This is a genomic window from Daquilactobacillus linshuiensis (assembly GCF_052828685.1).
In genome coordinates this window covers 946267-967817 of sequence record NZ_CM128255.1, presented here as the reverse complement: position 1 = coordinate 967817, position 21551 = coordinate 946267, and the positions used below count along the sequence as shown (strand labels likewise).

Here is a 21551-nt window from a genome sequence, read left to right as displayed (position 1 = left end):
TATTTTGATTATACGTTTTCTAAAATGAATTCCAATATATATTTAGATTTAATTAATAATTAGATGTTGTCAAATAAGTTTGTACTATGTTCATAATAGCTTTTTTCAGGATAAATTTTATTTTGAGCTTGAGCAACAGCAATTGGTCCTTCTGAAAATGCATTTGCAATAAGTTTGAGTTTTCCATCATATTCAGCAACATCACCAATTGCATAAATATTAGGTAAATTTGTTTCCATTTTTTGGTTAACCTTTATATAAGGGCCGGTTAATTCTAATCCCCAATCACGTAAAAGTTTTGAGTCAGATGTATATCCATAATTTACTAATAAGTAATCTACAACTATTTCTGATTTAATTTCCTTGTCACGAGCTTTACTTAGTGTCACTTTTACTCTATTCTCCGCAGCTTTTTCAACATTTCCTATTAGATAAGGTGTTATTTTTTTTATATTTGAAGAATTGAGTTTATTTACACTAGATTCAAGAGCACGAAAATTATCTCGGCGATGAACAATGCTTGTGGAATTAGCAATTTCATTAATAGCTATTGACCAATCAACAGCTGAATCACCACCACCAGCAACTAAGACGTCTTTATTTTTATACTTATTGATATCAGTTACAAAGTAATCTATGTTATTTTTTAAATCAGTACCATATTCAACAGCAAGTTTTCGTGGATTAAAAGCTCCGTTTCCAATTGCTATAATCACAGTTTTTGCATAAATGTCAGAATTGTTACTCTTTAAAATTTTGATATCATTTTCGTCAATTATTTCTTTAATAGTAGTTTCAGTAAAAATATCATAATTAAATATGTTTGTTTGTTCGGTTAGTTTTTGAGTTAATTCTTCACCAGTTATTCCTAAAAAACCAGCAACATCATATATTTTCTTTTGTGCATACAATGTATTGGGCTGACCGCCAAGACTTGGCAAACTTTCAATAACACAAGTTTTTAAATTTCTTAATTGTGCATAATAGCTAGCAAATATACCGGCTGGGCCACCGCCGATAATTGCTATGTCATATATTTCTTTCATAATATATCCTAACTTTTTATTTAATTTTTTTATCTTTTTAGTGCATAATATACATGTAGACTTTATTATGATAAAGCAAGTAAGAAATAAAAAAAAGGAGGTTTACTTTGAACTATAAAATAGGTGATATTGTTAAAGGAAAAATTGCTGGAATACAGCCGTATGGAGCATTTGTAAAACTAGATGAAGATACTCAAGGATTAATTCATATTTCTGAATGTACAAATGGATACGTTACTTCAGTTAAAGAAATTCTGGAAACAGGTAAAGAAGTCACGGTAAAAGTTTTAGATATAGATGAATACACAAAAAAAATATCTCTTTCATTAAGGGCGTTACAAGATAAAGAAGTTACAAAAAAAGTAAATAACCACAAAAAACATTTTTGGACTGATAAAAGTCAAAAAATTGGTTATCAAACTATCGCTGATGAAAAGCCGAAATGGGTTAAAGAAGCACTTAAAACAGTAAACAGCTAATTAAATGATATTTTACTAAAAAAATAATAAAAAAAGACTTGACCGAATATAATAGTGTTGGTAATATAGTTCTTGTCGTTAAGACAGAAACAAGAAAAGCAAAAAGTCAGAGAGAAAAAATAAGAAATTATTTAAAAAACCTCTTGACAAAGAATAACTTAATGTAATATACTTATTGAGTTGTTTAAAACGAAAGCAACAAGGTAGACCTTTGAAAACTGAACAAAGTTTTAACGCTAATTGTGTAGGGCTACAAGAGATTGTAGTAAAACAATTGCGAAGTCAATTCGCTAGTAATAAAAAAGAGTCACAAACTTAATATGAGAGTTTGATCCTGGCTCAGGATGAACGCTGGCGGCGTGCCTAATACATGCAAGTCGAGCGAGATATCGTTTTTGACTGAAGGTGCTTGCACCTGAAGGATAAGACATTGTATCGAGCGGCGGACGGGTGAGTAACACGTAGGTAACCTACCCTAAAGAGGGGGATAACATCTGGAAACAGGTGCTAATACCGCATAACAACAATCATCGCATGATGGATGTTTGAAAGATGGTTTCGGCTATCACTTTAGGATGGACCTGCGGCGCATTAGTTAGTTGGTGAGGTAACGGCTCACCAAGACGATGATGCGTAGCCGAACTGAGAGGTTGATCGGCCACATTGGGACTGAGACACGGCCCAAACTCCTACGGGAGGCAGCAGTAGGGAATCTTCCACAATGGACGAAAGTCTGATGGAGCAACGCCGCGTGAGTGAAGAAGGTTTTCGGATCGTAAAACTCTGTTGTTGGAGAAGAATGTATCTAATAGTAACTGATTAGGTAGTGACGGTATCCAACCAGAAAGCCACGGCTAACTACGTGCCAGCAGCCGCGGTAATACGTAGGTGGCAAGCGTTATCCGGATTTATTGGGCGTAAAGCGAGTGCAGGCGGTTAATTAAGTCTGATGTGAAAGCCCTCGGCTCAACCGAGGAAGTGCATCGGAAACTGGTTAACTTGAGTGCAGAAGAGGAGAGTGGAACTCCATGTGTAGCGGTGGAATGCGTAGATATATGGAAGAACACCAGTGGCGAAGGCGGCTCTCTGGTCTGTTACTGACGCTGAGGCTCGAAAGTATGGGTAGCAAACAGGATTAGATACCCTGGTAGTCCATACCGTAAACGATGAGTGCTAAGTGTTTGGGGGCTTCCGCCCCTAAGTGCTGCAGCTAACGCATTAAGCACTCCGCCTGGGGAGTACGACCGCAAGGTTGAAACTCAAAGGAATTGACGGGGGCCCGCACAAGCGGTGGAGCATGTGGTTTAATTCGAAGCAACGCGAAGAACCTTACCAGGTCTTGACATCTCCTGAAAAATCTAGAGATAGATCTTTCTCTTCGGAGACAGGATGACAGGTGGTGCATGGTTGTCGTCAGCTCGTGTCGTGAGATGTTGGGTTAAGTCCCGCAACGAGCGCAACCCTTATTGTCAGTTGCCAGCATTAAGTTGGGCACTCTGGCGAGACTGCCGGTGACAAACCGGAGGAAGGTGGGGACGACGTCAAATCATCATGCCCCTTATGACCTGGGCTACACACGTGCTACAATGGTCGGTACAACGAGCAGCGAGTTCGCGAGGACAAGCAAATCTCTTAAAACCGATCTCAGTTCGGATTGTAGTCTGCAACTCGACTACATGAAGCTGGAATCGCTAGTAATCGCGGATCAGAATGCCGCGGTGAATACGTTCCCGGGCCTTGTACACACCGCCCGTCACACCATGAGAGTTTGTAACACCCAAAGCCGGTGGGGTAACCTTTTAGGAGCTAGCCGTCTAAGGTGGGACAGATGATTAGGGTGAAGTCGTAACAAGGTAGCCGTAGGAGAACCTGCGGCTGGATCACCTCCTTTCTAAGGATAAATACCAAATGGTATAAACGGAATCTGCACAAGTTAAAACTTTGTTTAGTTTTGAGAGGTCTACCAGCCTTATCGGGCCTATAGCTCAGCTGGTTTAGAGCGCACGCCTGATAAGCGTGAGGTCGATGGTTCAAGTCCATTTAGGCCCATGAAAAGAATAGAAATCTCAGAATAAAAAGATCCATGGGGGATTAGCTCAGCTGGGAGAGCGCCTGCCTTGCACGCAGGAGGTCATCGGTTCGATCCCGTTATCCTCCATAGACAATCGTTGATTGTCGAACTTCGTACCTTGAAAACTGAATACTAACGAAAAGAAACACCGAAAACTGCGCGGCTAAGAAATTAGCCAAGAAAAGTAATTTAATAGGTTAAGTTATAAAGGGCGCATGGTGGATGCCTAGGCACTAGGAGCCGATGAAGGACGGAACTAACACCGATATGCTTCGGGGAGCTGTACGTAAGCTTTGATCCGGAGATTTCCGAATGGGGGAACCCAATTGTTTTTATCGACAATTACATGTAAGTGAATACATAGCTTATGTGAGGAAGACGCAATGAACTGAAACATCTAAGTAGTTGCAGGAAGAGAAAGAAAAATCGATTCCCTGAGTAGCGGCGAGCGAAACGGGAAGAGCCCAAACCAGAGAGCTTGCTTTCTGGGGTTGTAGGACTGATGTAGTGAGAACAAAAGGCAGAGATAGTTGAATGATTTGGGAAGATCAACCAAAGAAGGTGACAGTCCTGTAAACGAAATCAAAGCCACTCCAATCAGTATCCTGAGTACGGCGGAACACGCGAAATTCCGTCGGAATCCGGGAGGACCATCTCCCAAGGCTAAATACTCCCTAGTGACCGATAGTGAACCAGTACCGTGAGGGAAAGGTGAAAAGCACCCCGGGAGGGGAGTGAAATAGATCCTGAAATCATGTGCCTACAAATAGTCAGAGCTCGTTAATGAGTGATGGCGTGCCTTTTGTAGAATGAACCGGCGAGTTACGTTTACATGCAAGGTTAAGTAGAAGATACGGAGCCGAAGCGAAAGCGAGTCTGAAATGGGCGACATAGTATGTAGACGTAGACCCGAAACCAAGTGACCTACCCATGTCCAGGTTGAAGGTGAGGTAACACTCACTGGAGGACCGAACCCACGTATGTTGAAAAATGCGGGGATGAGGTGTGGGTAGCGGTGAAATTCCAAACGAACTTGGAGATAGCTGGTTCTCTCCGAAATAGCTTTAGGGTTAGCCTCGAGGTAAGGATCATGGAGGTAGAGCACTGTTTGGACTAGGGGTCCGTCAAGGATTACTGAATTCAGATAAACTCCGAATGCCATTGATTTATACTCGGGAGTCAGACTATGAGTGATAAGATCCGTAGTCGAAAGGGAAACAGCCCAGATCACCAGTTAAGGTCCCAAAATCTATACTAAGTGGAAAAGGATGTGGGGTTGCTTAGACAACTAGGATGTTGGCTTAGAAGCAGCAATTCATTTAAAGAGTGCGTAACAGCTCACTAGTCGAGTGACCCTGCGCCGAAAATGTACCGGGGCTAAGTATAGTACCGAAACTGTGGATGTATCGTAAGATACGTGGTAGGAGAGCGTTGTATGAGGGAAGAAGCTGTACCGTGAGGAGCAGTGGACTTCATAGAAGTGAGAATGCCGGTATGAGTAGCGAAAGACCAGTGAGAATCTGGTCCACCGTATGACTAAGGTTTCCTGGGGAAGGCTCGTCCGCCCAGGGTTAGTCGGGACCTAAGATGAGGCCGAGAGGCGTAATCGATGGATAACAGGTTGATATTCCTGTACTAGTATATATTGTTTGACCGATGGAGGGACGCAGGAGGATGATGTGTGCATGCAGCTGGAAAAGCATGTTCAAGCAACAAGTTTTGTTATGAGTTAAATGCTTGTAACTATAAGGACAAGTTGTGATGAGGAGCGAAATTATAGTAGCGAAGCACAGTAACTCACACTGCCAAGAAAAGCTTCTAGTTAGATATATACTACCCGTACCGCAAACCGACACAGGTAGTCGAGGAGAGTATCCTAAGGTGAGCGAGAGAACTCTCGTTAAGGAACTCGGCAAAATGACCCCGTAACTTCGGGAGAAGGGGTGCTGATCGCAAGGTCAGCCGCAGTGAATAGGCCCAAACAACTGTTTATCAAAAACACAGGTCTCTGCAAAATCGTAAGATGACGTATAGGGGCTGACGCCTGCCCGGTGCTGGAAGGTTAAGAGGATGAGTTAGCTTCGGCGAAGCCCAGAATTGAAGCCCCAGTAAACGGCGGCCGTAACTATAACGGTCCTAAGGTAGCGAAATTCCTTGTCGGGTAAGTTCCGACCCGCACGAAAGGCGTAATGATTTGGGCACTGTCTCAACGAGAGACTCGGTGAAATTATAATATCCGTGAAGATGCGGATTACCCGCGACAGGACGGAAAGACCCCATGGAGCTTTACTGTAGCTTGATATTGAGTTTTTGTGTAACATGTACAGGATAGGTAGGAGCCGTAGAGCTCGGAACGCTAGTTTCGAAGGAGGCATTGGTGGGATACTACCCTTGTTATATGAAGGCTCTAACCCTCGCCGGCAATCACGGCGGGAGACAGTGTCAGGTGGGCAGTTTGACTGGGGCGGTCGCCTCCTAAACAGTAACGGAGGCGCTCAAAGGTTCCCTCAGAATGGTTGGAAATCATTCGCAGAGTGTAAAGGTATAAGGGAGCTTGACTGTGAGACTTACAAGTCGAGCAGGTACGAAAGTAGGACTTAGTGATCCGGTGGTTCCGCATGGAAGGGCCATCGCTCAACGGATAAAAGCTACCCTGGGGATAACAGGCTTATCTCCCCCAAGAGTTCACATCGACGGGGAGGTTTGGCACCTCGATGTCGGCTCATCGCATCCTGGGGCTGTAGTCGGTCCCAAGGGTTGGGCTGTTCGCCCATTAAAGCGGTACGCGAGCTGGGTTCAGAACGTCGTGAGACAGTTCGGTCCCTATCCGTCGCGGGCGTAGGAAATTTGAGAGGAGCTGTTCCTAGTACGAGAGGACCGGAATGGACATACCTCTGGTGTACCAGTTGTTCTGCCAAGGGCATCGCTGGGTAGCTATGTATGGAAGGGATAAACGCTGAAAGCATCTAAGTGTGAAGCCTCCCTCGAGATGAGATTTCCCATTCCGTTAAGGAAGTAAGACCCCTTATAGATGATGAGGTTGATAGGCTGAGCGTGGAAGTACAGTGATGTATGGAGCGGATCAGTACTAATAGGTCGAGGGCTTAACCGAGCCGTAGTAAGTAGGAAAGAGTAGTTAGTATTTAGTTTTGAAGGTACGAAAGTACTAAGTGTGGTGATGATGGCAAGAAGGATACACCTGTTCCCATGTCGAACACAGAAGTTAAGCTTCTTAACGCCGATAGTAGTTGGTGGGAAACTGCCTGCGAGGATAGGAAGTCGCCACGCTTTAAATGGAGGATTAGCTCAGCTGGGAGAGCATCTGCCTTACAAGCAGGGGGTCACAGGTTCGAACCCTGTATCCTCCATTTGAGTCGTTAGCTCAGTTGGTAGAGCATCTGACTTTTAATCAGAGGGTCGGCAGTTCGAGCCTGCCACGACTCATTGCACGTAGTGCAATAATAAATTAAAACCATCAACACATGCGGGTGTGGCGGAATTGGCAGACGCGCTAGATTTAGGTTCTAGTGTCCGCAGGACGTGGGGGTTCAAGTCCCTTCACCCGTATTGTCGCCGACTTAGCTCAGTTGGCAGAGCATCTGTCTTGTAAACAGAGGGTCGGAGGTTCGAATCCTCTAGTCGGCATGTGTTGCGGAAGTAGTTCAGTGGTAGAACATCACCTTGCCATGGTGGGGGTCGCGGGTTCGAATCCCGTCTTCCGCTTTCATTATATAACGCCGGGGTGGCGGAACTGGCAGACGCACAGGACTTAAAATCCTGCGGTGAGTAATCACCGTACCGGTTCGATTCCGGTCCTCGGCATATAATGAAATGCACCCATAGCGCAACTGGATAGAGTGTCTGACTACGAATCAGAAGGTTGTAGGTTCGACTCCTACTGGGTGCATTGCTCGGGAAATAGCTCAGCTTGGTAGAGCACTTGGTTTGGGACCAAGGGGTCGCAGGTTCGAATCCTGTTTTCCCGATTGCATTTTGATATATGCAGTATATATTTTGGCGGTGTAGCTCAGCTGGCTAGAGCGTCCGGTTCATACCCGGGAGGTCGGGGGTTCGATCCCCTTCGCCGCTATAATGGACCTTTAGCTCAGCCTGGTTAGAGCAAACGGCTCATAACCGTTCGGTCGTAGGTTCGAATCCTACAAGGTCCATAAAGTTGTTAATGTTATTACTAACAACTTATGTAATTGGTTCCATGGTCTAGTTGGTTAGGACGCCTGCCTGTCACGCAGGAGATCACGGGTTCGAATCCCGTTGGGACCGTAATGGCTCGGTAGCTCAGTTGGTAGAGCAATGGATTGAAGCTCCATGTGTCGGCAGTTCGATTCTGTCCCGCGCCATTAAGACTTATTTTTGAAATGCGGGTGTAGTTTAGTGGTAAAACCACAGCCTTCCAAGCTGTTGTCGCGAGTTCGATTCTCGTCACCCGCTTTTTCTTTTGGGCCTATAGCTCAGCTGGTTTAGAGCGCACGCCTGATAAGCGTGAGGTCGATGGTTCAAGTCCATTTAGGCCCATTGGAGAAGTACTCAAGTGGCTGAAGAGGCGCCCCTGCTAAGGGTGTAGGTCGCTAACGCGGCGCGAGGGTTCAAATCCCTCCTTCTCCGTTTATTATTGTATGACCCGTTGGTCAAGTTGGTTAAGACATCGCCCTTTCACGGCGGTAACATGGGTTCGAGTCCCATACGGGTCATTGCACTTTTGAAGTGCATGTTTTATAATTAAGTTATTAGTTTTGGAGGATTACCCAAGTCCGGCTTAAGGGAACGGTCTTGAAAACCGTCAGGCGGGTCAAACCGCGCGTGGGTTCGAATCCCACATCCTCCTTTTTAATATCGCGGGATGGAGCAGTCTGGTAGCTCGTCGGGCTCATAACCCGAAGGTCGTTGGTTCAAACCCAGCTCCCGCAATTTTTTTGTTTCTTGGTTCCATGGTCTAGTTGGTTAGGACGCCTGCCTGTCACGCAGGAGATCACGGGTTCGAATCCCGTTGGGACCGTAATGGCTCGGTAGCTCAGTTGGTAGAGCAATGGATTGAAGCTCCATGTGTCGGCAGTTCGATTCTGTCCCGCGCCATCAATGGAGGGGTAGCGAAGTCTGGCTAAACGCGGCGGACTGTAAATCCGCTCCTTCGGGTTCGGAGGTTCGAATCCTCTCCCCTCCATTTTTTTATAGGGATATAGTTTAAAGGTAGAACTACGGTCTCCAAAACCGTCAGTGTGGGTTCAATTCCTACTATCCCTGTGTTATTATTATGGCGGTATTGGTGAAGTTGGTTAACACACCGGTTTGTGGCACCGGCACACATGGGTTCGAGTCCCATATACCGCCCTTGATTGGGCTATAGCCAAGCGGTAAGGCAACGGACTTTGACTCCGTCATGCGCTGGTTCGAATCCAGCTAGCCCAATTTTTTTGGCGGTATAGCCAAGTGGTAAGGCAGAGGTCTGCAAAACCTTCATCGTCGGTTCGAATCCGATTACCGCCTTTGGCTATACGAGCCAATGATGTTAATTTGCCGGTGTGGCGGAATTGGTAGACGCGCTGGATTCAAAATCCAGTTTCTTCACGGAAGTATCGGTTCGACTCCGATCACCGGTATTATATATAGATTTTTAAGAAATTTTAAATTAAGTTTAATAGCTATAATCATTGTTAAATCAGTGATTGTAGCTATTTTTGTTTATTTATTAAAATCTTTAAAAAGATATAAAATTGCACACTCTGCACACACATTGCACACATTTACATACTTTGAAGAATGTTTAAAGCACGTTGATTTTCTTCGTCTCTTCTATCTTTAAGTAAATGAATATACACACGTTCTGTTATTGCTGTGGAAGAATGTCCGAGGCGTTCAGCAATGTAAGCAGGAGATAGACCTTTTGAAATTAGTATTGATGCATGAGTGTGTCTAAGCCCATGCATTGTAATTATATTTTTAGCATTTATAGATTTTAATATTGGTTGTAAAACATGTTTGGCTCCATTTGGTGAGGGCACTTCATGTCTATTGTTAATGAATACTAAATTTAGTTTATTTTTATATCCTTGTTTTAAAAATATTTTTCTTTGTTCTAACTGGAGTTTTTTGAGCATTTCTAAAAGATCACTATCAATACTAATTAATCTAACTGAACTTTCATTTTTGGTAGTTTTAAATCCATTTCTTTTTTTGTAATCATATGTTTTATTTATATTTACTGTTTTGTCTGTAAAATTAACACAATCCCAAGTTAAACCCACAATCTCACCATATCGACAGCCAGTTGCTAAAGCAAAGTCAATTATACACGCTGATATGTTAAATATATTCTCGCGTTCTTTTACGATTTTTTTTAACTTAGCTGCTTCGTCATATTCTAGATATTTTAAATCAGAGCTCTTACTTTTATTACCACTTAATAATGCTCGCCTTGTAAAATCTCTTTGAATAATTTGTTCATCTATCGCATCTTGCAATGAGGCTCTAATATATCCATTTATACGTGATGTATTGTCTTTAATGTGATTCTTTCCATACTCATCTAAAAACTTCTGATAAGTGGCTTTATTAATGTCTGATAGCTTTGTGTCATTAAAGTATTCTTTTATTAACTTAGAAGCATAAATATATTTTTGATCCGTGGTTTCTGAAAATCTATTTAATTTATAAGTTTTAATCCAATTACTGAAGTAATCTGATAAGGTTATATCTTTACTAAATAAATTTGCTCCTTTATTCTTTTCATTTTCTAATGTATTAGCATAGATTTCTGCTTCTTTTTTTGTTTTAAAACCAGATTTATTCTTTGAGTGTCTCGTTCCTTCAGAATCGAGAAAATAGACCCTCACAGCCCATTTATTGTTACGTTTATATATTTGTGCCATTATATTTTCTCCTTAGTTTTGAGTATAAAAAATAGACGTACCAATAAGCACGCCTAATATGTTAAAATATAAGGGCAGACATGCTTATTGGCGTGTACTGACTGTTAGCACAACTATCTTCTTGGCGGGAGGGGTTGTGCTTTTTTATAAGAATTATAATTATTTATTTAAGTGTTGAATGGCGTAATCTGCTTCTTGTGCTGTGAATTTTTCTCCAGCGTCTGAAGTAAGCTGATCTCTAACTGCCTCTGGAGACATACTTTGTTGTTCTTGATATTCCTTAGCCTTGGCTAGAGCATTAGCATTCCAATCAGCTTTCAAATGATCGATTGCATAGTTAGCTGCTTCTGCTGAAAATTTTTCTCCAGCGTCAGATGTTAGTTGATCATAAAGCCCAGCTTTAGACATGTGCATCGTTTCATTATATGATTTGGCTTTAGTCAATGCGGATGTATATTCAACAGGCACACTTTCTTTTGGCTTTTCAGAAGATTTTGAATTAGTATTTTTAGTTGATGCTTCTTTTGTGTTTGTATCTTTTGAATCAGATGTGTTTCCACCTGCCGAACTTCCAATAACAATAATAAGAATAATTGCTAAAATCCAAAACCAAACCCTCTTATAAAAAGGCTTTTTTTGAACATATGTGTTTCCATTCTTGTCAGTAATTTTCTTTGACATGAATAATTCCTCCAAATTTTTCAGCTTTTAAAGTCATCAGTATTTGGACTTAAATTCACCACTCATTAGTCTACCTCATTCTATGGTAAATTTTCTATTTCTTGCTCAACATTTCTGCCATCGTTGTAAGTAAAGAATTTAACACCATAAAGCTTAACTTGATCATTCTCACCAACAAGTTCAATATTTTCAGGACGAATACTTTCTAAGAGTTCTTGTTTCCACTGATCCTGATCAAGCAATTGGGGTCCCTTAGGCTCAATATAAATTTGATAACAAAAATCTTTATTCTGTAAATAGAGGATAAAATCAGGCATGAAACCGGCATAATGAGTTGTCTGACCTTTAAATTGATGTAGCTTGAAATTAGTATTGCGTTCATCATTTCTAAATAAGTAAATTTGACTATATTTTTGACTTAACCGCTCAACAAAAGAACCAATTAAATCAACTAAAGACTTCTCCAGCTTATCAACAATGGCTTCTTCAAAAACAAACCAAGGTTTATTTTTCATTGAGTAGGGTAAGATCATTTCACTAACTGATTTATTAAAATGTTTGGCAACTTTCTTTTGGTAGTCCCTAATTAAGAATTTTATAGGAACTGGAATAAAGCGCTTTGTTCCGCGTTGTCTGTGATAGTTATTAATGATCTGTTTTTGAACAAAAGTTAAATATTGTTCAACTGCTTTAAGTTGCTGCTTACGATTTAAGGCTGGTGAACCATTGCTGACACGAGCATACAAACGAATATTTCCCAACCAATTATCAGCTGTCATAAATTCATTTAAAGAATTCAAAGTAGGAATATATTGCTTCAGAGAGTTAAACCGATAGAACTTATTACGTGAGAATGCTTTTTTAACTAAGATTACGGCATCTCGAAACTTAAACAAAAATCTAGTTTCTGTTAAAGGATCTTTCTCAATAGCAACAGCATTATAATTTGTTTCCCAAGTGCTCTCTACCAAATTGACTTCAGCCATTGTGGTTGTATTAACCCCATAACGGTCAAGACAATTAAATTCTTTATCTGGTACAGGTTCAACTTCGTTGTAGTACAGATTACCTTAACGAGTTCTTCTTCTCTTGCAACATAGATATGAAGATTACAATTTGTATTAGAGAAGATATATTAATGAAGATTACTGATCCTGATATCAATAAAATTAAAAGAGATAGTTCTTTACTAATTGATTGGAGTAAGGATACTCAAGGACTAAAAAAAGTGGTTGATTTAAGGTTTGAATTCTCAGGAATTCAAAATAATTTTGATTTGAATGAAAACTATTGGTATAAAATATTCCCTAAAAAGATAAGAAATAAAGATTCATGGGAACATATTTTAAATTATACTTTATACAAGCCAAGAGATGTATTGCAGTTTTTGAAATCATGCCAAGAATTATATCCAAACAAAGAATCATTAGGATTTAAGGAAGTCAATGATGCTATAAAAGCATATTCTAAAGATTATTTTATTGAAGAAATGAAAAATGAAGTTTCTGGGTTTGTTAGTGAGAATTTAATTACCTTATTGCCAACTATTTTTCAAAGATTAGGAAGTAATAGATTTTCATTGGGTGAATTTAAAAGGAATTTTGAGATGCAGAGTACTACAAAAATACAAAATGAAAATGAAGTTAAACTATTATTGGCACTGCTTTTTGAGGCGGGTTATATTGGACAATTAATTGAAAATAAAACTAAAAGAAATAGACAGACTTCATCTGTAATCTTTAAATATAGAAATCCTGGAAGCCAAGTTGATTATTCTCAAAAATTTATTATTCATATGGGAATACAAGAAGGTCTAGGAATTAAGTTACAATAATTTGTTTAAACAAATTTGTTGATTTTAATTTAGAGTATGTTAAAATTTAGTTATCGATGAGGTACCCGTTACCCATTATTGAGGCTTGCCACATGTTGGAAGCCTTTTTTTACAATAAAAATACCCACAACTTACAAATGTAGGCGGTGGGCTTTTTTGTTTGCATTAACTTATTATTTTATTTTGATAAGTATCTTCATAAATTATCATATTAACATAATCTATATACATGTTTTTACGATTAATTTCTGTATCTAAGTCAGATAGAAAAGCTGTTCTAAATAAAGAAAATGTAAGTATTATAAAAAATAATGATAAGTAAATAAATAAAATAACAGTAGCTATTTTTGTTGATTCGGACATTCTATGGACAAAAAAATCTAGTAGTTTTGGTATACAAACAATTATTAAAGATATAATAGTCGCAGTGAAAAGAGAAGTATACATCTGAAATTTTCTTAACCCCATATCTAAATTCTTATCATATAAAGCCAGCAATTCTTTAAGCTCTTCTATTGAATATTTTAATAACAGCTTATTTTTATATTTTTTTAATTTTAATTCTTTTTGTTCCGTATAAGTTTTATAATCATCAAGTTTATATCCAATGAAAATAAATGAAAGTGTGAAAATGACAAGACATAATATAGAAAAAATATAAATTGAATTTAAAGATGAATTAATAACCAAGTAATAAAATAATACTATTAAAGATATGATTAGTAGTATTAAATTGATTATTCCTGTACAACGCCAACGATTGAATTTACGTTGTTTTTTATTCTTTTTATATATTTTCTTCACTTCTTTTTCAGTTTCTTTATAGATCTTTTGAAGATCATTTAATTTCTCAAACATTTCTTACCTCCTCTCTACAATTAATATATTACTACATCACAATGTAGTAGCCAAAAGAACATCTATTTTATTTGCAGACAATTAAAAATATTGCAAATACAAACGTACGTTCGTATAATTTAATCGAAATGAGGTATTAATATGAATAGTAATTATGATCCTGATTTAGTAACTGCCTTTTTTAATGAATATCAAGATAGAGGAACTATGAAGTGGCAGGGCTTTTATCTGTCTGATCATACCGCTGCTGTTAAAAATGAAGAAAAACAAATTAGTAATGATATTAAACGAATTCACACAATAGAAATGAGTGAGTCTGAAATACAAGAGTTCATTAATGAAGCTATCAAAAAACAACAAAAAGTGCGAGTCGAATTAAGAGAACTAACTAATGACTTAATTGTTCAAGAACCTATAATTGGGAAAATAGAAGGATACTATTTGAATAAGTTATTAGTAAGCAACAGATACATAGATATAGAAGATATTTACTCAATTAAAAAAGAATCTACTATTATATAGATTCTTTTTTTAATTCATCTTCTCTTAATTTAATTAATGATTTTAATTCTTCAAGGTCTTCAAGTGTAGATTGGTTTTTAATAAACGAACGTGTACGACTCCTATTGGATAAATATTTAGCGCGTTCTTTGTTTTTTTCTTGCCACTTTTTATTTGCTTTTGTTTGTGAATTTTCTTTTTCAGCCATTAGTTATTTAACCACCCAATAGATTATTCCGACAATAATTAATATTGAAATCCAAAAGGGTATTGTTATAGATAGTTTTATTTTACGAGTATCATTTTCTTTTTTATTAGAAAAATTAATCATTTTCATTTTGTTTACTCCTTTGTATAATCATGTTATATTTTAGGTACAAGCAAACAAGCTCTTACGAGCTGTTGCTTATCTTTATTGAGAACTTGAAGATTTTTAAGAAATTTACTTCGAAGGTGATTTCAATTTTCAAGTTCTTTTTTAGTTTCTTCATTTCTTTACCTCCTCTCTATAGTTATATAATACTATGCACAGTATATAAAGTCAACACTTTTTTATTTTTTTGTTTTAACAACAAATATTGCACACTTTTTGCACACAAAATGCTTATTAACGTTGATATAATAGGCATACCCAAGCCGATCACCGGTATTTAATTTAATGAAAATGAATATGATTAACTCAACGTGTGTGTTGAGTTTTTTTATTTATTGATTTTGGTAAAAGATCTTCTTTCATTAGTTAATATTATCAAAATTATTTAAATAATTATTTAGAAATTGCTATCCATAATTATCACTATATGTGGTAGTATATTATTCGTTGGCATAATACATATGGTGCCATTGGTAAATTTCAGGAGGTTATTATGATGATCGTTTTAAGTGGCACTATTGGTGCAGGAAAGAGTAGTTTAGCAACAATTTTATCTGAACATTTAGGAACAGAGCCATTTTATGAACAGGTCGATAATAATCCTGTATTACCTTTATTTTATAAAGATCCAAAACAATATGCTTTTTTACTGCAAATATATTTTTTGAACAAACGCTTCGATGCAATAAAAAAAGCTTTAGGAAATGATAATAATGTATTAGATCGCTCTATTTATGAGGATTCATTATTTTTTCATATGAATGCTGATATGGGGCGTGCTACTCAAGAAGAAGTAGCTGTATATGACGAGTTACTTGATAATATGATGCAAGAACTTCCTTATGCTGCCGATAAAAAAGCCCCAGACTTATTAATCCAAATTGATGTTTCTTTTGACAAAATGTTGGAAAGAATTCAAAAACGTGGTCGTGAATACGAACAAATTGAAAATGATCCTAGTTTAGTTGATTACTACAAGAATCTTCTTTCTCGCTATGATGATTGGTTTGAAAATTATGATTATAGTCCTAAGATGAGAATTGATGGAGACAAGTTTGATTTTGTGGAAAATGAAATTGATAGAAAAAAGGTTCTGGAGTTAATTGATCAAGAAATTAAAAAAAGAGATATGTTAAATTAATTAATTATTTTATGTAAGAGGATACTTGGTATTCTCTTATTTTTTGTCAATTTTTTACTTTTTTAATAAAACAATTTGATATAATAGATGTTAGTATTCAAAAAAGTTAGGAGTACTTAAATTAGTATGAATATTGGTATTTTTACAGATACATATTTTCCACAAGTTAGTGGTGTAGCTACTTCAATCCTTACTTTAAAAAATGACTTAGAGCGAAAAGGTCATTCTGTATATATTTTTACAACAACTGATCCACATGTTAGTAAGGATATGATTGAGCCTAATGTTTTTCGATTGCCAAGTGTTCCATTTATTTCTTTTACGGATAGAAGGATTGCAATAAGTGGTTTGTTCCATGCTGTCGAAATTGCTAAAGAGTTAGAGCTCGATATTGTACATACACAAACTGAATTTTCTGTTGGTATGATTGGTAAATATGTTGCCAATCGTTTAAAAATTCCTTGTGTTCATACCTATCACACTATGTATGAAGATTATTTGCATTATGTGTTAAATGGGCATTTATTACGACCATACCATGTTAAGCAAATGACAAAAATGTTTTTAAGCCATACTTCTGGTGTAGTCGCCCCAAGTAAGCAAGTTGAAGAGGTATTAACTAGATATAAAATTAAAACTCCAATTTCTATCATTTCAACTGGTGTAGATATTTCTGAATTTACTAAGCCTGTTGACACTAAAAAAATAAAACAGAATTTGGGTATAGATAACGACTCTCCTGTACTTCTCTCACTAAGCAGAATTGCAATGGAAAAGAAAATAGAAGTAACGATTGGTGCAATGCCAGAGCTTATTAAAAAATATCCTAATATCAAACTAGTAATTGTTGGTGATGGTCCTGATATGGAGCAAATTCAGAAAATTACTCGTGATTTAGGAGTTTGGGATAATGTTATTTTTACAGGAGAAGTAAAACACAGTGATGTTTCCCCTTATTATCACATGGCTGACTTATTTATATCTGCTAGTGATACTGAAACTCAAGGTTTAACATGTATTGAAGCAATTTCTGCTGGTGCAAAAGTTGTTGTGAGAAGTGCGCCATATACTGAAGAATTATTAAAAGATCCTGCTGTTGGGGTTACTTTTGACACTAAAAAACAATTGATTTCAAGCATATCTAGATATTTAGATCATCCTAAATCTTTTGATGACAAAAAGTCTCAAAAAAAGATAATGCATGATATTTCTTCTGATACATTTGGTGATAAGATTATGAACTTTTATCAGGAATCTTATAAGTACTTCTTGAAAAAAGAACTTTCTAAAAGTGATTTAAATGATGAGGAATATAGTAATGATTAAAATAAATATGTTTTCTTCTGCTGACAAGGTTTCTGGTCAAGGAGTTGGAAGTGCGTATAAGGAATTAATAAATTTATTAAGTAAATATTTTTCAAATGAGTTTGAAGTTACAATTAATAAAAATATTAAAGCTGATGTGACGCACTATCACACAATTGATCCTAAATTTTATTTTTCGACTTTTTTTAAGAAAAAAAGAGGTAGAAAGGTTGGCTATGTGCATTTTCTTCCTGAAACGCTTGAGGGGAGCATTAAGCTACCTAAGTTTGCTCGTATTATATTTTATAGATATGTAATTAGCTTTTATAAAAGAATGGATCAAATTGTGGTTGTAAATCCAATTTTTATACCTAAGCTAGAGAAATATGGAATTCTAAAGGAAAAAATAAAGTATATTCCAAATTTTGTTTCTACCAAAACATTTTATGAAAAATCAGATACTGAAAAATTACAAATTCGTGAGAAATATAATATAAATAAAAATGAATTTGTTGTTTTTGGTGACGGCCAAGTGCAAGAACGAAAAGGAATTGACGATTTTTATAAGCTAGCACAAAATAATTCTAATATAAAATTTATTTGGGCCGGAGGTTTTTCATTCGGTAAGATTACTGACGGATACGAACGATATAAGAAAATGGTAGAAAATCCTCCTGAAAATTTAATATTTACTGGAATCGTTAGTCGCGAAGAGTTAGTTGATTACTATAATATATGTGACTTGTTTTTATTACCTTCATATGATGAATTATTTCCAATGTCTGTATTAGAAGCTCTAAGTTGTGGTGCTCCTGTTTTACTTCGTGATTTAGATTTATATAAGGCTATTCTTGATGGATATTATGAATATGGTAAAGATTATGATAACTTAAATGAAAAAATACATACTTTACAAAATAATCCTGATAGAATAAAGGAACTTAAATTAAAATCAAAAGAAGCTTCAATGAAATATTCAGAAGACAATTTAAGTAAGATTTGGCATGAATTTTATATTGAACAAGCCAAGTTAGGTGATTAAATGAATCGAAAAAATATATGGGCATTTTTTTTGATGCTAGTAATGGGTATTGGAATATTTGCTTGGGAATTAAGAAACACAAACATTAATAGTTTGTTGAAAAGTATTACAGAATTAAATTTTGGATGGTTATTAGTCGCGTTTTTATCTATGATATTATCATTTGTATTTGAGGCTTTGGTATTAAAAGTGCTGCTTAATGGTAGATTAGATAGAAAACTGAGCACTTGGGAGTACTTTAGAATTCCATTAATTCAGGCATTGTTTAATGCAATTACTCCTTTTTCATCTGGAGGACAGCCAGCTCAGTTAGTAGCTTTAATGCAATCAAAAATTGAGCCAGGGAAAGCAAGTTCTGTCTTGTTGATGAAGTTTATTGTTTTTCAAACGATGGTAATGATTAATTTCATAGTAGCCCTTATTGTAGGTTTTAAGCATATTGCTCAAAGTTTCTCGGGCCTATCTATTCTTATAATTGGTGGTTTTGCTATTCATATTTTTACTATTTCAGTTTTATTGATGATAATGTATTACTACAAATTCACCAAAAAAGTCGCCATCATTATAATGAAACCTGTTAAACTGATTGCTAAAAAAGATGGCGTTAAATGGGAAAAGAAGTTATTAGAAAAAATCAACACTTTCTATCAAGAAAGTTTGATTTTAAAAAAAGAACCCTATAAAGTTTTTAAAGCCGCCGTGCTAACTTTTATACAATTATTATTTTATTACTTAGTAGTGTATTTTGTTTTACTATCATTGAATGTTTCTCATATTAATATTATTAAAGTATTAGTATTACAGATAATGATTGTGATGATTGTTTCCATTTTTCCTATACCTGGTGGTTCTGGTGGAGCTGAATATAGTTTTAAATCGTTGTTTGCAGGCTTTTTACCAACCCAAGGTTCATTGGTCTTAGGAATGTTTTTATGGAGATTTATAACTTATTTTTTCGGGATGTTCCTTGGTATTTTGGGAACCGCTAAAAAAATTGATGCCAATGATTCTATGGAGTGAATTAATAATGAAGAATTTTTTTAAAAAGATAAGATCTTTTTTTAATACAAAATTAGGATTTTTTGTTCTTGCAATTGTGTTGTTTTGGATTAAAACAGTATATGCTTACTATACAAAATTTAATCTTGGTGTAAAAGGATCGATGCAGACATTCCTATTACTACTTAATCCACTTCCAACCACGATATTTTTATTTAGTATAGCTATATACATGAAAGGAAGAAAATCATATATATATTTATTAATTATTGATGTAATTTCTTCTATATGGTTATTTTCAAATATACTATATTATCGTGAGTTTTCTGATTTTTTAACTATGACACTGATAAAAGGTTCGGGGTCTGTAGGAAATAATCTGGGAAAAAGCATTGCTGGAATAATAGTTCCTACTGATTTTCTTGTGTTTCTTGACTTAGTGATTTTAATTTTATTACTAAGTATTAAGCTGATAAAAGTAGATGTAAGAAAGTTGAATTGGAAAATTCCCACGATAATTACTTGTTTATCATTTTTACTTTTTGGAGCTAATTTAAGTTTGGCCCAGGCTGATAGATCAGGATTATTAACTAGAACGTTTGATAATAATTATATTGTTAAATATCTAGGATTGAATAGCTATGTAGTTTATGATGGTGTGAAAACTGCAAAAACTCAAGCAGTAAAGGCTAGCGCAAATAGTTCAGATTTAAAATCAGTAAAAAAATATATGAATGCAAACTATGTGTCACCAAATGTAGAATATTCTGGGGTAGCAAAAGGCAAAAATGTATTTATTATCCATTTAGAAAGTTTTCAACAGTTTTTAATTGATTTCAAATGGGATAACCAAGAAGTTACTCCTAATTTAAATAAAATTTATCATGAACAAAACACTTTAAGTTTTGATAACTTTTTTAACCAAGTTGGACAAGGTAAGACGGCTGATGCAGAGTTGATGCTAGAAAATTCTTTATTTGGTCTTTCTGAAGGATCAGCAATGGTAACTTCTGGAACAAGTAATACATTTCAGGCTGCCCCAGCAATTTTAAATCAAAAAGGATATACTTCTGCATCTTTTCACGGGGATGTACCAAGTTTTTGGAATCGTGACAATACTTATAAGTCTTGGGGCTATGATTATTTCTTTAGTTCTGAATATTACAAGAAGAAAAAAGATTATGATATTGGCTATGGAATGAAAGATAAGATTTTTTTGAAAGATTCTACAAAATATATTGAACAACTTCCACAACCTTTTTATGCAAAACTAATTACTGTTACTAATCACTATCCTTATTTACTGGACAAGCAAAACCAAACTATCTCTAAAACTAATACAGGAGATGATACGGTTGATGGTTATGTGCAAACTGCAAAATATTTGGATCAATCAATTGGTGAATTTATGGATTGGCTACAAAAAACGGGCTTAGATAAAAAGAGTGTAGTTGTTTTTTACGGTGATCATTATGGAATTTCGGGAAATCACAAAAAAGCTGTAGCTAAACTGTTAAATAAAGATAAATTTAATGATTTTGACAATACTCAATTTCAAAGAGTTCCATTTATGATACACATGGATGGACTAAAAGGTGGAATTAATCATACTTATGGCGGCGAAATTGATGTCTTGCCAACATTGATGAATTTACTAGGGATAAAAGATAAACAGTATATTCAGTTTGGATCTGACTTACTATCTAAAAATCATAGTCAAATAGTAACTTTTAGAAATGGTGATTTTGTAACTCCAGAATATACAAAAGTTGGAAGTAGTTATTACGATACTAAAACAGGGAAAATCTTGAAAAAATTAACAAGTTCGCAAAAAGAAGAGTTAGACAATATTTCAAACCACGTTACAACAGAACTTTCACTTTCAGATAAGATAATAACAGGGGATCTTCTCCGTTTTTACAATCCAGAAGGATTTACAAAAGTTAATAAAAAAGATTACTCTTATAAAAAGAGTGTGGCGTTAAAGAAATTGAAAGAAACAAAAGATAAAAATACTTTGTTAAAAGAAACTGGAGAGTCAACGACTGATAAATATAGTACAGATGCACCTGAACTAGAAAAATAATTTTTCAAAAAACACAAATATTTTTGTGTTTTTTTATTTTTTTGAATGAATTTTAAAAATAATAAAAAAAGACTTGACCGAATATAATAGTGTTGGTAATATAGTTCTTGTCGTTAAGACAGAAACAAGAAAAGCAAAAAGTCAGAGAGAAAAAATAAGAAATTATTTAAAAAACCTCTTGACAAAGAATAACTTAATGTAATATACTTATTGAGTTGTTTAAAACGAAAGCAACAAGGTAGACCTTTGAA

Annotated in this window: 15 protein-coding genes, 28 tRNA genes and 3 rRNA genes; 39 read left to right on the top strand and 7 right to left on the bottom strand. The window is 35.9% G+C overall.

The window, feature by feature from the left end; all coding sequences use genetic code 11:
• Nucleotides 1-59 precede the first annotated feature (59 nt).
• Nucleotides 60-1046, bottom strand: coding sequence for an NAD(P)/FAD-dependent oxidoreductase (locus tag ACUV9F_RS05170; RefSeq protein WP_446183264.1), 987 nt, complete (start codon nt 1044-1046; stop codon nt 60-62).
• 107 nt (nt 1047-1153) lie between these two features.
• On the opposite strand from ACUV9F_RS05170, the gene ACUV9F_RS05165 reads away from it, so the two are divergent.
• The 32 genes from ACUV9F_RS05165 to ACUV9F_RS05010 all read left to right on the top strand — a co-directional run bounded on the left by ACUV9F_RS05165 (nt 1154) and on the right by ACUV9F_RS05010 (nt 9211).
• Nucleotides 1154-1525, top strand: a complete 372-nt coding sequence (locus ACUV9F_RS05165) for a CvfD/Ygs/GSP13 family RNA-binding post-transcriptional regulator (RefSeq protein ID WP_446183263.1) — start codon at nt 1154-1156, stop codon at nt 1523-1525.
• 316 nt (nt 1526-1841) lie between these two features.
• Nucleotides 1842-3416: ribosomal RNA gene (locus ACUV9F_RS05160) — 16S ribosomal RNA — on the top strand.
• A gap of 83 nt (nt 3417-3499) precedes the next feature.
• Nucleotides 3500-3574, top strand: a tRNA-Ile gene (locus ACUV9F_RS05155).
• 36 nt (nt 3575-3610) lie between these two features.
• Nucleotides 3611-3683 (top strand) — tRNA-Ala (locus ACUV9F_RS05150).
• A gap of 108 nt (nt 3684-3791) precedes the next feature.
• Nucleotides 3792-6708 (top strand): 23S ribosomal RNA (locus ACUV9F_RS05145).
• 59 nt (nt 6709-6767) lie between these two features.
• Nucleotides 6768-6884: ribosomal RNA gene (rrf, locus tag ACUV9F_RS05140) — 5S ribosomal RNA — on the top strand.
• The 16S, 23S and 5S rRNA genes sit together here with 28 tRNA genes alongside, the layout of an rRNA operon.
• Nucleotides 6885-6891: 7 nt before the next feature.
• Nucleotides 6892-6964, top strand: a tRNA-Val gene (locus tag ACUV9F_RS05135).
• A gap of 3 nt (nt 6965-6967) precedes the next feature.
• Nucleotides 6968-7040: transfer RNA gene (locus ACUV9F_RS05130), tRNA-Lys, on the top strand.
• Between the two features lie 40 nt (nt 7041-7080).
• Nucleotides 7081-7163: transfer RNA gene (locus tag ACUV9F_RS05125), tRNA-Leu, on the top strand.
• Between the two features lie 5 nt (nt 7164-7168).
• A tRNA-Thr gene (locus ACUV9F_RS05120) sits at nt 7169-7241 on the top strand.
• 6 nt (nt 7242-7247) lie between these two features.
• Nucleotides 7248-7319, top strand: a tRNA-Gly gene (locus tag ACUV9F_RS05115).
• A gap of 13 nt (nt 7320-7332) precedes the next feature.
• Nucleotides 7333-7418 (top strand) — tRNA-Leu (locus ACUV9F_RS05110).
• 11 nt (nt 7419-7429) lie between these two features.
• A tRNA-Arg gene (locus ACUV9F_RS05105) sits at nt 7430-7503 on the top strand.
• Nucleotides 7504-7508: 5 nt separating this feature from the next.
• Nucleotides 7509-7582 (top strand) — tRNA-Pro (locus ACUV9F_RS05100).
• A 30-nt stretch (nt 7583-7612) separates the two neighbouring features.
• Nucleotides 7613-7686 (top strand) — tRNA-Met (locus ACUV9F_RS05095).
• Nucleotides 7687-7690: 4 nt separating this feature from the next.
• Nucleotides 7691-7765 (top strand) — tRNA-Ile (locus tag ACUV9F_RS05090).
• Between the two features lie 38 nt (nt 7766-7803).
• A tRNA-Asp gene (locus ACUV9F_RS05085) sits at nt 7804-7877 on the top strand.
• A 4-nt stretch (nt 7878-7881) separates the two neighbouring features.
• Nucleotides 7882-7954: transfer RNA gene (locus ACUV9F_RS05080), tRNA-Phe, on the top strand.
• 20 nt (nt 7955-7974) lie between these two features.
• Nucleotides 7975-8045, top strand: a tRNA-Gly gene (locus tag ACUV9F_RS05075).
• Between the two features lie 9 nt (nt 8046-8054).
• A tRNA-Ile gene (locus ACUV9F_RS05070) sits at nt 8055-8129 on the top strand.
• Nucleotides 8130-8131: 2 nt separating this feature from the next.
• Nucleotides 8132-8219 (top strand) — tRNA-Ser (locus ACUV9F_RS05065).
• Nucleotides 8220-8232: 13 nt separating this feature from the next.
• A tRNA-Glu gene (locus ACUV9F_RS05060) sits at nt 8233-8305 on the top strand.
• A 44-nt stretch (nt 8306-8349) separates the two neighbouring features.
• A tRNA-Ser gene (locus ACUV9F_RS05055) sits at nt 8350-8439 on the top strand.
• Between the two features lie 9 nt (nt 8440-8448).
• Nucleotides 8449-8522, top strand: a tRNA-Met gene (locus ACUV9F_RS05050).
• Between the two features lie 14 nt (nt 8523-8536).
• Nucleotides 8537-8610: transfer RNA gene (locus ACUV9F_RS05045), tRNA-Asp, on the top strand.
• A 4-nt stretch (nt 8611-8614) separates the two neighbouring features.
• A tRNA-Phe gene (locus ACUV9F_RS05040) sits at nt 8615-8687 on the top strand.
• 5 nt (nt 8688-8692) lie between these two features.
• Nucleotides 8693-8775, top strand: a tRNA-Tyr gene (locus ACUV9F_RS05035).
• Between the two features lie 9 nt (nt 8776-8784).
• Nucleotides 8785-8855: transfer RNA gene (locus ACUV9F_RS05030), tRNA-Trp, on the top strand.
• Nucleotides 8856-8868: 13 nt separating this feature from the next.
• Nucleotides 8869-8942, top strand: a tRNA-His gene (locus ACUV9F_RS05025).
• 6 nt (nt 8943-8948) lie between these two features.
• Nucleotides 8949-9020 (top strand) — tRNA-Gln (locus ACUV9F_RS05020).
• Between the two features lie 7 nt (nt 9021-9027).
• Nucleotides 9028-9098: transfer RNA gene (locus ACUV9F_RS05015), tRNA-Cys, on the top strand.
• 29 nt (nt 9099-9127) lie between these two features.
• Nucleotides 9128-9211 (top strand) — tRNA-Leu (locus tag ACUV9F_RS05010).
• Nucleotides 9212-9355: 144 nt separating this feature from the next.
• On the opposite strand, the gene ACUV9F_RS05005 is transcribed toward ACUV9F_RS05010, so the two are convergent.
• The 3 genes from ACUV9F_RS05005 to ACUV9F_RS04995 all read right to left on the bottom strand — a co-directional run bounded on the left by ACUV9F_RS05005 (nt 9356) and on the right by ACUV9F_RS04995 (nt 12147).
• Entirely contained in the window at nt 9356-10480 is a 1125-nt protein-coding gene (locus tag ACUV9F_RS05005; RefSeq protein ID WP_446183262.1) for a site-specific integrase, read from the bottom strand.
• A gap of 159 nt (nt 10481-10639) precedes the next feature.
• Nucleotides 10640-11161, bottom strand: a complete 522-nt coding sequence (locus ACUV9F_RS05000) for an Ltp family lipoprotein (protein WP_446183261.1) — start codon at nt 11159-11161, stop codon at nt 10640-10642.
• An 80-nt stretch (nt 11162-11241) separates the two neighbouring features.
• On the bottom strand, nt 11242-12147 hold the full coding sequence (locus tag ACUV9F_RS04995) for a hypothetical protein (RefSeq protein ID WP_446183260.1): 906 nt from the start codon (nt 12145-12147) through the stop codon (nt 11242-11244).
• 116 nt (nt 12148-12263) lie between these two features.
• Between ACUV9F_RS04995 and ACUV9F_RS04990 the strand changes: the two genes are divergently transcribed.
• Entirely contained in the window at nt 12264-12995 is a 732-nt protein-coding gene (locus ACUV9F_RS04990) for a P-loop ATPase, Sll1717 family (RefSeq protein WP_446183259.1), read from the top strand.
• Nucleotides 12996-13160: 165 nt separating this feature from the next.
• On the opposite strand, the gene ACUV9F_RS04985 is transcribed toward ACUV9F_RS04990, so the two are convergent.
• Nucleotides 13161-13853 carry a hypothetical protein gene (locus ACUV9F_RS04985; protein WP_446183258.1) on the bottom strand — a complete coding sequence of 231 codons (693 nt, stop codon included), beginning with the start codon at nt 13851-13853 and terminating at the stop codon, nt 13161-13163.
• A gap of 141 nt (nt 13854-13994) precedes the next feature.
• Between ACUV9F_RS04985 and ACUV9F_RS04980 the strand changes: the two genes are divergently transcribed.
• Nucleotides 13995-14375 carry a hypothetical protein gene (locus ACUV9F_RS04980; RefSeq protein WP_446183257.1) on the top strand — a complete coding sequence of 127 codons (381 nt, stop codon included), beginning with the start codon at nt 13995-13997 and terminating at the stop codon, nt 14373-14375.
• Here the strand turns inward: ACUV9F_RS04980 and ACUV9F_RS04975 are convergent.
• A complete protein-coding gene (locus tag ACUV9F_RS04975) occupies nt 14368-14562 on the bottom strand; it encodes a hypothetical protein (RefSeq protein WP_446183256.1) in 195 nt (64 codons plus the stop codon). The two genes, ACUV9F_RS04980 and ACUV9F_RS04975, sit on opposite strands and share 8 nt — an antisense overlap.
• A 3-nt stretch (nt 14563-14565) precedes the next feature.
• Entirely contained in the window at nt 14566-14691 is a 126-nt protein-coding gene (locus ACUV9F_RS04970; RefSeq protein WP_446183255.1) for a hypothetical protein, read from the bottom strand.
• 532 nt (nt 14692-15223) lie between these two features.
• Between ACUV9F_RS04970 and ACUV9F_RS04965 the strand changes: the two genes are divergently transcribed.
• The 5 genes from ACUV9F_RS04965 to ACUV9F_RS04945 all read left to right on the top strand — a co-directional run bounded on the left by ACUV9F_RS04965 (nt 15224) and on the right by ACUV9F_RS04945 (nt 21300).
• Nucleotides 15224-15868, top strand: a complete 645-nt coding sequence (locus tag ACUV9F_RS04965; RefSeq protein WP_446184356.1) for a deoxynucleoside kinase — start codon at nt 15224-15226, stop codon at nt 15866-15868.
• 126 nt (nt 15869-15994) lie between these two features.
• Nucleotides 15995-17194 (top strand): glycosyltransferase family 4 protein, encoded by a 1200-nt coding sequence (locus tag ACUV9F_RS04960; protein ID WP_446183254.1) that lies wholly within the window; start codon nt 15995-15997, stop codon nt 17192-17194.
• Nucleotides 17187-18215, top strand: coding sequence for a glycosyltransferase family 4 protein (locus ACUV9F_RS04955; RefSeq protein ID WP_446183253.1), 1029 nt, complete (start codon nt 17187-17189; stop codon nt 18213-18215). The genes ACUV9F_RS04960 and ACUV9F_RS04955 overlap by 8 nt, the downstream gene beginning before the upstream one ends.
• Nucleotides 18216-19235: a lysylphosphatidylglycerol synthase transmembrane domain-containing protein gene (locus ACUV9F_RS04950; RefSeq protein ID WP_446183252.1), complete on the top strand. Its 1020-nt coding sequence runs from the start codon at nt 18216-18218 to the stop codon at nt 19233-19235.
• Nucleotides 19236-19242: 7 nt separating this feature from the next.
• On the top strand, nt 19243-21300 hold the full coding sequence (locus ACUV9F_RS04945) for an LTA synthase family protein (protein WP_446183251.1): 2058 nt from the start codon (nt 19243-19245) through the stop codon (nt 21298-21300).
• Nucleotides 21301-21551 lie beyond the last annotated feature (251 nt).